This is a genomic window from Dictyobacter alpinus (genome assembly GCF_003967575.1).
Classification (GTDB): Bacteria; Chloroflexota; Ktedonobacteria; order Ktedonobacterales; family Ktedonobacteraceae; genus Dictyobacter; species Dictyobacter alpinus.
The window spans coordinates 1,391,716-1,406,146 of record NZ_BIFT01000002.1 but is presented as its reverse complement, the minus strand read 5'-3'; the positions used below and the strand labels follow the sequence as shown (position 1 = coordinate 1,406,146).

The following is a 14,431-nucleotide window of genomic DNA, read 5'->3' as shown; positions in this document are numbered from 1 at the left end:
TCATGAAATTTTTGCTCTGCGAAGCAGAGCAAGTTGTGAGAGTTTTATAAGCCAGCAGTGTTGCGCATCAGGCCGCCATCGATAAAGAAGGTTGAGCCGGTAACGTAGGCTGCCGCATCGGAGGCCAGGTAGAGAGCCAGTTTGCCAATCTCTTCAGGCTGACCCATACGATGTAAAGGAATCTCATCCAGCAGAGCCTGGTATTTTTTGGGATCAGCTTTGACATCTGCGTCGATAGGGGTATCAATAGCACCTGGACCTATGTTGTTGACAGTGATGTTGTGAGGTGCCAGTTCCAAACAAATAGTCCGCATGAGCATACGTACGCCACCTTTGGCACAGCAATAGGGAACGTTCTCTGGCATTGGTAGATCTTCATGGACCGATGAGATGTTAATAATGCGTCCGGCTATCTTGCGCTTTACCATCTCACGGGCAGCGGCCTGTGCGCCGAAGAACGTACCTTTGAGATCTACTCCCAGCACACGGTCAAACTGCTCCTCGGTCACATCCATAAATGGACTGTGAATTTCCATGCCTGCATTATTGACCATGATGTCAAGGCGGTTAAACTGTTCAACCGTTTGTTGGATTAAGCCGTTGATCTGATCATATTTTGAGACATCGGCCTGAATCACCAACGCCTTGCCGTTCATCTTCTCAATACTTTGCCGAACTTCTTCTGCTTTATCTTTGGCGTGGGCATAGTTGATAACGACCGTTGCACCTTCTGCGGCGAACGCTAATGCAATTCCACGTCCGATGCCACTATCCGATCCGGTCACAATGGCAACTTTTTGATCGAGTTGTCCCATGCTAGTTATTTACACCCTTTCAGCTTGTATCCTCTTGAATAGAAAGTTGTGTGTCTGAACTTTTTCAGATTTCTCTATGTAGCACGGTTGGGCACACCAAAAAGTTGTCCTGCATCTTTCGCCGCATTGACTGCCGCGCCGTTATTTTCCTGTTGTAGCCAGCCAGTTGCGGCAGATAAACTAATGGAGTTCCTCTGGCGTAGGCGTTGGTGTACTGTTTGGCTCCACTTTAAGTGGTTGCTGCTGTCTGCTGCGTGCGTTTAGTGCCTGTTTATCAGTGACCTGCGTGGCCCGATAGACCGCATACATGCGTTCAACCGCGGTAATGTTGGAGAAGACCGCCAGGATTAGTAGGGCCCACATCGTGAGGCCAAAGAGTAGGCCTGCCGCCAGGATAATTACGCGTTCGGGCCGTGCCAGCAAACCGGTTTTGCACTCCACGCCCAGACCTTCGGCGCGTGCCTTGGTATAGCTGACCATGAGCGAGCCCACGATCGAAATATAGATTAACGCGATCATCCACAGCTGTACATGATCTGTAAACCAGAAATGATCCTGCATAGTGGGATTAAGTAGGGCATAGAAGAGGATACCTCCCAGAATGATCGCCTCTGAATAGCGATCCAATGTAGAGTCAAAGAAGGCTCCAAATATCGTAGCGATATTGCGCAATCGTGCGGTCGCACCATCAAACAGATCGAAGATGCCGGTAAAGAGCACCAGTAGCCCACCAATAAGGAAGTAGCCTTGACTAATGACAAGCGCGGTAATCACGCTAAGAATCAGTCCAATAAATGTGAAGGTATTGGGTGAGATGCCAAGGTTGGCCAGTGGACGAATAATTTGTGCCGCGAGATTGCGCACCCATTTTTGTATGTCGTTGTTGAACATCTATATCCTACCATTTTTGTGTTAGTAATGCTCAATCAAACTCAGATAGAGATCGATTGTGTTTATTATTGTAACATCTAGAAACTCATGAATGTCAGAGCCAATTGGGTGCTTTTATTATGGACAAGAAGATACAGTAAACATCGTAGCCCTACTGTATTTGTATAGCACGATTGGGCACAAGAAAAGTGTCATGGTCGATGTAATTTCTTATTGACATTGGGAGTGGAAGTTCTACTGGCAAAATGGCTTTTTGTCTCAAAAGGATCAGGATGACCGTGTCTATAAGAGTGAGGACGTTGCCCGAGTAAGATTACTATAGAATGCATACCATTGTGTTTTAAGGAGGTGTACTATGGCAATGACACAGGATTCCATCGTGGTTGGTGTCTTTGACAGCCAGGTGCAGGCTAAACAAGCGATAGAAGATCTTAAAGTGGCTGGTTTTGGTGATGATCGTCTGGGCTTCCTGGCGCGCGTGGCTGCCGAGTCTGATGTAACGATAGAGGATGTTGGCAAGCCCGCCGCTACCGGCGCGCTTAGTGGTGGGGTATTGGGTGGATTGTTGGGCGCGGCCGCCTCTCTCTTGATTCCTGGTTTTGGACCAGCGATCGCGGGAGGCATTGTACTGGCGACATTAAGTGGCGTGGCCATTGGCGCAACCGCCGGGGGAGCCATTGGCATCCTGACCAGCATCGGTTTTTCACAGGAAGATGTCAAGTTTTACCAGCGCGCTTTAGAACAGGGCCATACCATCGTGACGGTCAAAGTTTCCTATGATCAGGATGCTGCTATGGCGATCTTGTTACGCGATGGTGCATCGAATGCGGCGGTCAAATATAGCGAATTTAATGCTCCACCTTCTTTACGCCCTCGTCCAGATGATGAGGAAATGCGTAATATGGATCCAGAGCGTTAGTGCTTCCGTATCCTTAAAAATTATAGGCGGGCTTATGACCATCAAGGTTTCGGTTGTTGTTCCAACATATGAGCGTCCAGATTTTTTGGAGCGGTGCCTACGGGCACTGCTCAGCCTGGATTACGCGCCAGCCGATTATGAGATTATTATTGTCGATGATGCGCATAGCGCGGAAACGCGGCAGCAGGTAGAGGATTGTGCCCAGCAGGCTCTGGTTGATGGGCATCGTGTTCGCTATCTGGCGCTAACTGGAACGGCACATGGACCTGCGGCGGCTCGTAATGCGGGTTGGCGCCAGGCACAGGCGGATATTATCGCGTTTACCGATGACGATTGTATTCCTGAGTTAAACTGGCTCAAGGCTGGTGCCGCAGCTTTTGTAGATGATATCGCCGCCGCCTCTGGCAAAATAGTCGTACCACTCCAGCATGAATATACTGATTATGAATATAGTGTTTCTTTGTTAAGCCAGGCAGAGTTTGTTACGGCAAACTGTTTTTACCGGCGCTCTGCATTGCAACTGGTTGGTGGTTTTGATCAGCGTTTCAAAACAGCCTGCTGTGAGGATAGTGATCTCTATTTCACGTGTCTGGAACAGAATCTGCTCTGCGTCAAAGTCCCTGAGGCCATTATTCTGCATCCCGTTCGGCTGACGCGCTGGGGTAGTAGCTTAAGACAGCAACAGAAAAGTATGTATGATGCTTTGCTCTTCAAAAAACACCCTGTTCTCTACCGCCAGCGCATCCAGACGAAGCCACCCTGGAACTTTTACTGTATCCTGGGTGTCTTGCTCCTGATACTTCTAGGAGTGGTCGCTAAACTCTGGCTATTGGCTGGCATCGCTCTTTGTGCCTGGATCTATATGACTGCCCGTTTTTGTATCCAGCGCCTGCAAAAAACTTCACGTAAGCCTGGACATGTATTCGAGATGATTATCACTTCCGCCCTCATCCCACCTCTCTCTCTATTCTGGCGCTGGTGTGGCATGTGTAAATTTAGGACCTTCTTTTTATGAACATTTGTGTTGGCTGATATCGTCCATTGCTTCCCTCATGTCGTGTTACAATTTATACGCTTGAGACGTGGTGCGCTAAGTATGATAAATAATAAGAGTGGGTAGCATCTTGCTACGTTTCTACTTATTTCGGCTAGCCAGATTGAGATATGTTGGCATATCAAGTGTGTTTAGCGTAATAACGAAGGAGAACAGCAGCCATGACGACCAAAGATATAAAAGAGCAACGTATCGCTTTTGCTCCCTCAGCCAACAACGTTTTGCAGGGCGCTCAACGTGAGGCATTTCATATGCATGCTACAACCTATCATCCAGAGCATCTTTTCTTGAGTATTTTGCGCCTTGAAGATGAGTTGGACGAAAATATTTTTAGTCTGCTTGGTATGGATATTCGTGTTTTGCGTGGCATGGCGGTCGAAGTGGTGGGAAATGTGTTGCCAGAAAGCGAGCTAAAGCATGAAATACATCCATCCAAAGAAGCGCAGGAGTGTTTAGATTGGGCCATTGCCTTTGCGAAGCAGCGACATAGTCCGAAGTTGCGCTCCGATCACATTCTACTGAGCGTTTTACGTCACCCTCAAGTACAGCCGTTGTTACTGCTGATGTTTTCACCCGAGGATGTAATCCCGTCCTATTTGACGGAAGAGAGTGGGGCTGCTTATACTAATGCTATGGATCAGCTAATCCAGATCAAGATTCGGGAGCATAAGCGTCTGGGTAAGCATGTCTCTAATTTGCCGATGGTGACGTGTGAGCGTCCAACCGTTACTTTTAAAGATGTGCTAGGGGCGAATGCTGCCAAGCAAGAGTTGCGTGAACTGGTCGCTTACTTGCGCCGACCACAACTTTATCAACGTTCACGAACCACGGCCCTGGAAGAAACCTTGCTGGTTGGACATCCCTGTACCGAGCGCACGTTACTGGTGCATGGTATCGCCGGCGAGGCGGTGGTCTCGCTGGTCTCGCTTTCTCTGTCTAAGCTGGTAAACCTGATGAATGCTCTGGCTGTAAATATGGTGGATGCTGAAGATCTGGTCTGGCTTGAACACGAATATCCAGCTTTTTTACGCGATAATCTCACGCAGACCGCGCGTAATCTGTTACACTCTACTTTTGAACTGGCTAAAACCTGGTCTCCTTGCCTGCTCTTTATCGAGGACCTGGATGCACTTTTACGCTTGGAGAGCAAGGAACATCGGATGGCTTTGCAGCGACAGTTACTGGTAGAATTGGATGCCCTTGATTGGCAGAAGCCAATAGCTGTAATTGCAACCGTTTATAAGCCGGAACTGCTCGATCCAGAACTGATGGAGGTTGGACATTTTAATCGCCGTGTGGTGCTCAGTGAAAGTTATGCAATCCATCCTGCGGCCCAGACCAAACTCTGTCTCTCATGTAAGCACGAAGTATTAGCAAACTGGCACTATTGTGTTTATTGTGGAGCCTCGCTAGTCAAAGCGTGTCCTCATTGTGGAGCCCCACATGTAGAAGTTGAGGGTGCGCGCTACTGCTTCTCTTGCGGGAGTGATGTCTGGTCTCAGGCGTAGCTCTGCCGTTGTACCTTGTAGATGTGTATCTCTGTTTCAGCCACTTACCATTGGAGATACGATTTTTATGGTCAAAGAGCTCTTCAATATCAACTCGGTTGCCGTGATTGGCGCCTCAGGTAACCCGCACAAATTAGGGTATACCGTGGTTAAGAACCTGGTTGATTATCGCTTTAATGGTCCTATTTATCCTGTGAGCCTGCATGCCCAAACGATCCTCGGCATCCAGACCTATCCAACTATTACTGACATTCCAAAGCATGTGGATCTGGCGATAATCTCTGTTCCATCGGTTGCTGTACCACAGGCTCTTAGGGAATGTGTACAAAAAGAGGTTGCGCTGGTCGTGATTATTTCGGCAGGCTTTAAGGAGATTGGTGGGGCCGGTATTGAACTGGAGCAGCAGTTATTAGAGATTATTGCTGGTTCAAAGACCAGAATACTGGGTCCTAATTGCCTGGGCCTGATCGATGCAGGTAGTAATTTGAATGCATCGTTCGCTGCCAATTCTCCTAAATATGACGCCATTTCGTTTATCTCGCAATCTGGCGCCCTGGGTACGGCGTTTTTGGATTGGATCAGTGCTAATAATCTGGGCCTGCACTATTTTGTCTCGATCGGTAATAAAGCCGATCTGGATGAGAACTTTTTTTTAGAGCGTATGCAAAGCGATCGTCTGGTCGCCTGCTATCTTGAGGATATTAAAGATGGCAAGCAGTTTATGCAGATTGGTCAGAAATATAATGCCAGGCGGCCGGCGCTCATATTGAAGCCGGGCCGAAGCGCAGCTGCCTCAGCTGCGATTAGCTCGCATACTGGTGCATTGGCTGGTGGTTATGAAGTTGTCAGGACCGCCTTGCAGCAGTGTGGCTATATCGTGGTTGATACGGTGGGCGAGTTATTTAATACCCTGAAAGCTTTTGCCTGGCAACCATTGCCTACCTTTGATAAGGTTGCGATTGTCAGTAACGCTGGTGGAGCGGCCGTAATCGCGACTGATGTCTTGATGGAGGATGGATTGGAACTGGCCAATTTGAGTACCCATACCGTGGATACGCTTAGTAATGCTCTGCCACGGACTGTGAGTATCCATAATCCGGTTGATGTCGTGGGCGATGCGCTCTCGGGTCGTTATTTGCGGGCCATGGAGGCGGTACTGCAGGAAGAAGATGTTTCGGCAATGATTGTGATCCTGACGCCACAGGTGATGACCGAGATTGAGGAGACGGCGGCCTATATCGGTGAGATGCAGAAGTATGGTAAGCCGATCCTGGCCTCTTTTATTGGCGGCACCCTGGTCGAAAAAGGTTTAAAGCTGCTGGCCGAAAAAAAGATTCCTGCCTACCATTTTCCTGAAACGGCCGTCAATGTGTTGGCTCACATGGTCTGGTATGCTGAATATCGTAAACGTGCCTCATATAATCAAAACCAACCTGTGGCTACCGCTGGCGCGAGTCCCTATGCTGAGGAGCATAAAGAGGCTATTTTCGCGCTTTACCAGCAGGCTCGCGCTGTCCAGGCACCGGCCCTGCCACCCGAGAGTGCGGATGAATTGGCCCGACGCTATGGTATTCCCGTACCGGAATCCTATGCGTGTCGCAGTGTGGATCAGGCCGTTATGTGCCTGCGTTCGTCTATCGGCTATCCCTGTGTACTGAAGATTGCCGCTCCCTCGCTACTGCATAAATCTGATATTGGTGGGGTCATTACCAATGTGAAGGATGAGGTTGCGTTACGCGAAGGATATCTGCAACTTGAAGAGATTATTCGCCAGCAGCAGATACCAGAGGCAACCATCCTGGTTCAACAACAGGTAGGACAGGGCATTCCACTGATCATTGGTGCTACCCGTGATGCTAACTTTGGGACGGTGCTGATTTTTGGTAGTGGTGGCATTTATGCAGAAATCCTGCATGATATCTCCAGGCGTATTGCTCCCGTTGAAAGTCATGAGCTACAGAAAATGCTTGAAGAGACCAGGGTCTATACAATCCTTAAAGGGGCGCGTGGACAGAAAGCTGCGAATATGAAAGCTATTATGCAGGTCATAAAGGCAGTTGAATATCTGATGCAAGACTATGACTTTATTCAATCGATTGATATTAATCCATTGATGATCGATGCACAGGGTATGTGCGCTGTAGATGTCAAGGTTGTACTTGCCTGAAGTTGAGCAGTATGGGGCACCCTTTCACGCCAGGTGTGAAGGGGTGTCCCACGTTTTGTTCTTGACAGGTTCCAATGATCGAGTGTAATGTTTTTTTGTGTGCTTGCTTAGGATAATATAGGTGTCGAGCAACCTCCTCTTTTTTCTGCTCGCGAACTATTTTGTAGCTTGTGTTTATCCTGATTCTCCCCCCTGTAGTTGTAATCCTTCCAGTGTGAGTAGATAAGTGTGACGATCAAGAGGGTATACCATGGTCACCAGAACACGTGTGGAAGAAGTACACATCATTTGGATGACGGCGGGACTCAGTTGTGATGGAGATACGGTCTCGATTACGGCTGCGAGTCAGCCGAGTATCGAGGATGTACTGTTAGGCGTCATCCCCGGTTTACCGAAAGTGCATTTACACAATCCTGTACTGGCCTTTGAGACTGGTGCGAGTTTCATGTCCTGGTGGTATAAAGCTGAGCGTGGCGAACTGGATCCTTTTGTGCTGGTCGTTGAGGGTTCTATCCCGAATGAAAAGATTAAGCCTGAGGGCTATTGGGCAGCTCTGGGTACGGGCGATGACGGGCAGCCGATCAAGACAAATGAGTGGATTGATCGCTTAGCACCGAAAGCCTGGGCGGTTGTTGCTGCGGGCACCTGTGCTACCTATGGTGGCATCCATGCCATGGCTGGTAATCCAACTGGCGCAATGGGTCTGCCTGATTATCTAGGATGGAATTGGAAAGCGCAGTCCGGTGCTCCTATCGTCTGTGTACCCGGATGTCCCGTTCAACCTGATAATTTTATGGAGACACTCCTCTATCTTCTGTATCAGGCGGCGGGTCTGGCGCCGATGATTCCGCTGGATGAAGCGTTGCGCCCGACGTGGCTGTTTAGCAAGACGGTGCATGAAGGCTGTGATCGCGCTGGCTACTTTGAGCAGGGCGAATTTGCGACAGAATATGGTTCTCCAACCTGTATTGTCAAACTGGGCTGCTGGGGACCTGTTGTGCAGTGTAATGTGCCCAAGCGTGGCTGGATGGCCGGAATTGGTGGCTGCCCCAATGTGGGTGGCATCTGCATTGGCTGTACCATGCCTGGTTTCCCCGATAAATTTATGCCTTTCATGGATGAGCCACCGGGAGGCAAACTCTCGTCTGGTGTCAGTAGTTCATATGGACGTGTGATCCGTACCCTGCGTCATTTTACCAATGATACCTTGAACAAGGAACCTTCATGGCGTCACAAGGGTAAAAAACTCACGACAGGCTATCAACCGACGTGGAAATGATATCCAGCGCTGCTGCATGCATGCAATGGAGAAGGAGACATAGGATACCGTGAGCACTGAAATCAAACGTACAGACCTCGGTAAGGTTCCACCGCAGTTGGTCGAGATGTCCTGGGATCCGATCACACGTATCGTTGGAAGCCTGGGCATCTATACCAAGATAGATTTTAAGCAGCGTCGGGTGGTGGAATGCCATAGCACCTCTTCGATTTTTCGCGGCTATAGCCTGTTTATGCAAGGCAAAGATCCGCGTGATGCACATTTTATTACCAGCCGTATCTGTGGTATCTGTGGTGACAACCATGCGACCTGCGCGGTCTACGCTCAGAATATGGCCTTTGGTGTTGTGCCGCCGCCGATTGGTGAATGGATCCTCAATTTAGGTGAGGCGGCCGAGTATATGTTTGATCACTGCCTATACCAGGATAATCTGGTTGGTGTCGATTTTTGTGAGCAGATGGTCAAAGAGACCAATCCTGGTGTGTTGGCAAAGGCTGAACATACCGAGGCCCCACACTCGCACCTGCATGGCTATCGTACTATCGCCGATATCATGCGCTCGCTGAATCCTTTTAGCGGCGAATTCTATCGCGAATCCTTACAGATGAGCCGTTTGACACGTGAGAAATTCTGCCTGATGGAAGGGCGTCATGTGCATCCATCAACCCTGTATCCAGGTGGTGTGGGGACGGTAGCGACCGTCCAGGTCTTTACGGATTATCTGGTGCGTTTAATGAAATATGTCGAATTTATGAAAAAGGTTGTCCCCTTGCATGATGACCTGTTCGACTTTTTCTATGAGGCCTTACCAGGATATGAGCAGGTCGGACAGCGGCAGGTATTATTGGGCTGTTGGGGCTCCTTCCAGGATCCCAATGTGTGTGATTATGATTATCGCAATATGGAGCGCTGGGGGGAGGCGATGTTTGTCACGCCGGGCATCGTAATCGATGGCAAACTGCGTACGACGAGCCTGATTGATATCAATCTGGGCATGCGTATCCTGTTGGGCAGTTCTTTCTATGAGGATTGGCAAGACCAGCCAATGTTTGTTGATAAAGATCCTCTTGGCAATCCCATTGATAGACGTCATCCCTGGAATCAGACCACGCTCCCACGACCGCAGAAGCGCGATTTCCAGGGCAACTATAGCTGGGTTATGTCGCCACGCTGGTATGATGAGCGTAGCGGCAAATATCTGGCGCTCGATACTGGTGGTGGTCCGATTGCACGCCTCTGGACGACCGCGCTAGCTGGCCTGGTTGATATCGGTGGTTATGTTCAGGCGACCGGTCATAGTGTCAAGATCAAATTGCCGAAGACGGCCCTGAAACCTGCTATGGATCTGGAATGGCATATTCCCCGTTGGAGTAATGCATTGGAGCGGGATCGTGCGCGCACCTACTTCCAGGCCTATGCGGCGGCGGCGGCGCTCTACTTTGTGGAAAAAGCCTTAGAAGAAGTACGGGCTGGACGTACCAAAACCTGGTCAGACTTCAAGGTACCTCAGGAGGCCATTGGCTGTGGTTTCCACGAAGCGGTACGAGGTGTACTCTCCCATCACGTCGTAATTCGCGATGGCAAGATTGCCAACTACCATCCCTATCCTCCAACACCCTGGAACGCCAATCCACGCGACATTTATGGAACGCCAGGACCCTATGAAGATGCGGTACAGAATACCCCCATCTTTGAAGAGAATGGACCGGACAATTTTAAGGGTATTGATATTATGCGTGCCGTGCGTAGCTTTGATCCTTGTCTACCATGCGGTGTGCATATGTACCTGGGCAAAGGGAAAGAACTGCAAATTGTGCACTCGCCAACCTTTGGTGTGCAGCCCTGAGTATGCATAGGTAATGTAGGAGCCGTTCGCTTCTTCTCACCTCAGAAGAAGCGAACGGCTCGCTCCCAACGAAAGGTGCCATGATGCAATTAGATACGCAGCAGCAACAGCGGGCCGAACACATTGAGGCGTTGATCCAGGATCTGGCAACCCTCTCTGATCCACGCGCCCGTTCGATGGCGCAGGAATTGGTGCAAAGTATCCTGACCATGTATGGCGACTGTCTGACCCGTATGCTGGAGTTGAGCGGACAGCAACAAGACAATGGTCCCGCGTTGATTGCAGCCTTTGGCGAGGATGAATTGGTAGGGCCGCTACTCTTGCTGCATGGCTTGCATCCTGTCGATATGCAGACGCGTATCCAGCGTGTCCTGGAGCAACAACGTCCCTTGTTGAAGAAGCATGATGGTGACGTTGAACTGGTACGTATCGAAGCCGGGATTGGCTATTTTAACTTCAAGGGCAGTTGCCAGGGCTGCGCTGCTTCAAATAATAAGTTGTTACGTAGTATTGAGGAGGCCATTTATCAGGCAGCCCCCGAATTGGATGATATCGTGGCTGTTGAAACTGAGCAGTGCATGGTGCATCCCGTCAAATTTATACCTGCGCGCCATCGTAGCCCCGAGACGGTCGTGTCCAGCGGATCAGGAGAGGATTAAGGCTTATGCGTAGGTTGCGCCAGTTGCTGCAAGAATCCGCTGCTCCTGCTAGCCCGTCCATGGAGCACTGTGAGCTATGCCGTGAGCCGCTGGCCGCTAGCCATCGACATCTCTGGGATGGTCGACAACGCAACGTTGTGTGTGTCTGTAGTGCCTGTTCTTTGTTGATGACGCGTGAGGGGTCCGCTGGCGGTAAGTATCGCTTGATCCCACAACGCTATCTGGCCTTAACACATTTTGTCCTCACTGATAGTGCCTGGCGCGACCTGTTGATTCCGGTTAATATGGCCTTCTTGATTCAGTCGACGCAACCAGACAGGCATGTGTCGGCTTTCTATCCTGGACCTGCTGGTGCGGTCGAGTCTGAACTGGACGCCAGTCAGTGGCAACCTGTATTACAGGCGAATCCTGTGCTGGATACTATGGAGTTGGATGTTGAAGCCCTGCTGATCAACCGTATCCGAGCACCTTATAGCTATTATCTGGTGCCGGTCGATAGTTGTTATCAACTGGTTGGCTTGCTGCGACGTTCCTGGCATGGCTTTAGTGGTGGTGAGGCCGTATGGCAGATTATCGCGGACTATTTTGAGGCGATACAGGTGCAGTCTCATGTGTGGAACCAGCCCTTAACGGTGAAAGGATCAATGCATGCCAGATCTTAACTTTGAGGTTACTGGCGCTGAGGTCATGGCCTTTGCCGCCACGCCCACATTAGGGTTTACCTTGACTATCACCAATACTATGCCTGAACAACCTGTTTTTAGTGTTGCTTTACGCTGCCAATTGCAGATTACTGCACCGCAGCGTCGCTATAGCCGGGAAGAGCAGGAGCGGCTACAGGATGTGTTTGGAACGAGCGAGCGCTGGAGCCAGACGCTACATACCGTCTTGTGGCAACATATCAGTACCGTTGTACCCGCGTTCACCGATAGCATTACCATGACCTTGCCAGTAAGCTGTACCTACGATCTTGAAGTTGTCAGCACCAAGTATCTGGCCGCCTTGCAGGATGGTACTGTTCCACTGCTGTTCTTATTTAGCGGTACCATTTTTTATCAGAATGAAGAGGCGAACTTACAGGTTAGTCGTGTCTCCTGGTCCAAGGAAGCGGCCTTTCGGCTACCGATCTCGCTCTGGCAAGCCATGATCGAGCAATATTATCCCGATACCAACTGGCTACGTTTACAGCGAGATGTCTTTGATCAGTTATATCACTACAAAGTCCAGCATGGACTGCCAACCTGGGAGGAAGCGATCGGCCAGTTATTGGCTGGCAGCCAGGAAGTAGAGCCATGCAGCTAGCACAGATCAAAGAGATCGCTGATGCCATCCTCTATGAAGGATATCTGCTCTATCCTTATCGCCGTTCCGCGCTCAAAAATCGGCAGCGCTGGAATTTTGGGGTTGTCTATCCACAGGCATATAGCCTGGCGCAGGGGGGTCATGAACCATGGACAATGCGTACCGAGTGTCTGTTTCGTGGTAGCCCCCAGCAGACGCGTTTAATGGTGCAGGTTCGCTGCCTACATCTCATCCACAATCATGCGATCCAGCGTCAGTCCGGTCTGGATGGGGCGCATGAGGAATGGGATGAGGGGGTAGCGCGTGAAGTTGTGTTGTCTGATCTCTCACTGGCGCGCTTGTTGGTGCAGCCAATCAAGCAAGCTATCCTTTTTCCTGGCAGGTCCGCGCTATCAAATGATCCGGTAGAAGCATCGCTATGTGAGCAGCGGGATATCCAGGGCATGCTGCATATCTCAGTGCACCATGTGGGGGCAGATGTCTATAAGTTAGTGGTTGTCATCGAGAATCTGACGCCACAGAGTAATATCGATACGCAGCGGCGCGAAGCTATCCTGCTCCATTCATTGATCTCAACGCATACGATCATACAGCTTGAGCAAGGTACGTTCTTTTCGCTGTTGGACCCGCCTGATGATGTGCTTGAGGCGGCGCGTCGTTGCCAGAATTGCCATACCTGGCCGGTCTTGATTGGTGATGAAGGTGAAGTGCGGACCATGCTTTCTTCTCCCATTATTCTGTATGATTATCCTAAAATCGCGCCCGAAAGTGTTGGCTCCTTCTTTGATGGTACCGAGATAGATGAGATGTTGACCCTGCGCATGTTAACGCTATCCGATGATGAGAAGGAGGAACTTAGACATGGTGATCAACGGGCGCGCGAGATCCTTGAGCGTACCGAGGCCCTATCAGCGGAGCAATTGCTGAAGCTCCATGGTGTTATTCGTCGTTACGATGGTCATCCGTCAGGTGATGAAGGAGTGAATGGATTATGAATGAGCATGTTGGACTACAAGTGGTCGGCGTCATTGGTGGCGTGGCCAGACAGGGTGATCATGTACGGCTCCATCCGCATGCCAAAGCGGACGCGTTTGATCTGCTATTGGAGAACAGAATGGGTCGTATTGAGCTGATTGAGCAGGACTTTGAGAATCGCAAGTATCTGGTGGTGACGCTGGATGATGATCCTGGTCGCGAGCAGGAAGATGAGCGTATCCTGCCTGGCCATCGTTTCTTCTTTTATCCGGACGAAGTTGAGTTGTTGACGGAGGCGTCCTGATGGATCCCGTTACTGGCAGCGTAGCTCCTAGAAAGATCCTGATTGCCTGTATTGGCAACATCTTCTTTGGCGATGATGGCTTTGGCGTTGAGGTTGCACGTCAGCTTATGATCCGGCGCTATCCATCACATGTGCAGGTGGTTGACTTTGGCATTCGTGGTATGGATCTGGCTTATACCTTGCTAGAGGATTTTGATGAGCTTGTACTGGTCGATACGGTATCCTGGGGGCGTCCACCAGGCACTCTGTATCTGATCGAGCCCGATCTGGAACTGATCGCACAGGCGGGAGAGCGAGGTGTCTTCCTGGATGCCCACAGTTTAGATCCGGTAAAGATTCTATCTTTTGCACGTAGTCTGGGCGCCGCGCCAATCCATACATCACTGGTCGGTTGTGAGCCTGAGTCGTTAGGCTCTGAAGAAGATGAAATATCTGTGGGATTGAGTCCTACAGTGCAGGCGATGATTCCTGCGGCAATCGCGATGTTAGATAAACTTGTTGCAGAGTTGAGCTTTGCTAAGAAAGTAGAGGTAACCTCGAAAGGAGCAACCTGATGATTACCATTCGCTTTAACCTGCTGTCCCTGCTAGTTGTGCTGGCTATGTTGATGTTGCTGGTCATCGGTAGTCAACTTCCCGATATCAAGCGTTATTTACGTATGCGAGCAATGTAATAAATGTTGACGTTACTAGAAAGAAAAACACAGCCTGTC

At 50.0% G+C, this 14,431-nt stretch carries 15 protein-coding genes; 13 read left to right on the top strand and 2 right to left on the bottom strand.

Annotation, left to right across the window (positions count from 1 at the left end; genetic code table 11):
• Positions 1-44 precede the first annotated feature (44 nt).
• Both EL633_RS28120 and EL633_RS28115 read right to left on the bottom strand, forming a co-directional pair.
• Positions 45-815 (bottom strand): glucose 1-dehydrogenase, encoded by a 771-nt coding sequence (locus EL633_RS28120; protein WP_126630552.1) that lies wholly within the window; start codon positions 813-815, stop codon positions 45-47.
• Between the two features lie 180 nt (positions 816-995).
• On the bottom strand, positions 996-1,706 hold the full coding sequence (locus EL633_RS28115; RefSeq protein WP_126630551.1) for a CDP-alcohol phosphatidyltransferase family protein: 711 nt from the start codon (positions 1,704-1,706) through the stop codon (positions 996-998).
• A gap of 355 nt (positions 1,707-2,061) precedes the next feature.
• On the opposite strand from EL633_RS28115, the gene EL633_RS28110 reads away from it, so the two are divergent.
• The 13 genes from EL633_RS28110 to EL633_RS38315 all read left to right on the top strand — a co-directional run bounded on the left by EL633_RS28110 (position 2,062) and on the right by EL633_RS38315 (position 14,392).
• The gene (locus EL633_RS28110) at positions 2,062-2,625 is read left to right on the top strand and encodes a hypothetical protein (RefSeq protein ID WP_126630550.1); all 564 of its coding nucleotides are present in this window, start codon (positions 2,062-2,064) and stop codon (positions 2,623-2,625) included.
• 34 nt (positions 2,626-2,659) lie between these two features.
• Positions 2,660-3,640, top strand: a complete 981-nt coding sequence (locus tag EL633_RS28105; RefSeq protein ID WP_126630549.1) for a glycosyltransferase family 2 protein — start codon at positions 2,660-2,662, stop codon at positions 3,638-3,640.
• Between the two features lie 200 nt (positions 3,641-3,840).
• Positions 3,841-5,187 carry an AAA family ATPase gene (locus EL633_RS28100; protein ID WP_126630548.1) on the top strand — a complete coding sequence of 449 codons (1,347 nt, stop codon included), beginning with the start codon at positions 3,841-3,843 and terminating at the stop codon, positions 5,185-5,187.
• Positions 5,188-5,254: 67 nt separating this feature from the next.
• On the top strand, positions 5,255-7,354 hold the full coding sequence (locus EL633_RS28095; RefSeq protein ID WP_161982496.1) for an acetate--CoA ligase family protein: 2,100 nt from the start codon (positions 5,255-5,257) through the stop codon (positions 7,352-7,354).
• A gap of 250 nt (positions 7,355-7,604) precedes the next feature.
• On the top strand, positions 7,605-8,633 hold the full coding sequence (locus EL633_RS28090) for an NADH-quinone oxidoreductase subunit B family protein (protein ID WP_126630546.1): 1,029 nt from the start codon (positions 7,605-7,607) through the stop codon (positions 8,631-8,633).
• A gap of 106 nt (positions 8,634-8,739) precedes the next feature.
• A complete protein-coding gene (locus tag EL633_RS28085) occupies positions 8,740-10,479 on the top strand; it encodes a nickel-dependent hydrogenase large subunit (RefSeq protein WP_126631919.1) in 1,740 nt (579 codons plus the stop codon).
• Positions 10,480-10,559: 80 nt separating this feature from the next.
• Positions 10,560-11,138 carry a NifU family protein gene (locus EL633_RS28080; RefSeq protein ID WP_126630545.1) on the top strand — a complete coding sequence of 193 codons (579 nt, stop codon included), beginning with the start codon at positions 10,560-10,562 and terminating at the stop codon, positions 11,136-11,138.
• 5 nt (positions 11,139-11,143) lie between these two features.
• Complete coding sequence (locus tag EL633_RS28075) at positions 11,144-11,800, top strand: DUF5947 family protein (protein ID WP_126630544.1); 657 nt, start codon at positions 11,144-11,146, stop codon at positions 11,798-11,800.
• A complete protein-coding gene (locus tag EL633_RS28070) occupies positions 11,787-12,440 on the top strand; it encodes a DUF6084 family protein (RefSeq protein ID WP_126630543.1) in 654 nt (217 codons plus the stop codon). Before EL633_RS28075 ends, EL633_RS28070 begins: the two co-directional genes overlap by 14 nt.
• Positions 12,431-13,435: a hypothetical protein gene (locus tag EL633_RS28065; RefSeq protein WP_218027599.1), complete on the top strand. Its 1,005-nt coding sequence runs from the start codon at positions 12,431-12,433 to the stop codon at positions 13,433-13,435. Before EL633_RS28070 ends, EL633_RS28065 begins: the two co-directional genes overlap by 10 nt.
• Positions 13,432-13,719: a hypothetical protein gene (locus EL633_RS28060; RefSeq protein WP_126630542.1), complete on the top strand. Its 288-nt coding sequence runs from the start codon at positions 13,432-13,434 to the stop codon at positions 13,717-13,719. Before EL633_RS28065 ends, EL633_RS28060 begins: the two co-directional genes overlap by 4 nt.
• A complete protein-coding gene (locus tag EL633_RS28055) occupies positions 13,719-14,273 on the top strand; it encodes a hydrogenase maturation protease (RefSeq protein WP_126630541.1) in 555 nt (184 codons plus the stop codon). Before EL633_RS28060 ends, EL633_RS28055 begins: the two co-directional genes overlap by 1 nt.
• On the top strand, positions 14,273-14,392 hold the full coding sequence (locus EL633_RS38315) for a DUF6893 family small protein (protein ID WP_371865579.1): 120 nt from the start codon (positions 14,273-14,275) through the stop codon (positions 14,390-14,392). Before EL633_RS28055 ends, EL633_RS38315 begins: the two co-directional genes overlap by 1 nt.
• The last annotated feature ends 39 nt before the right edge of the window (positions 14,393-14,431 follow it).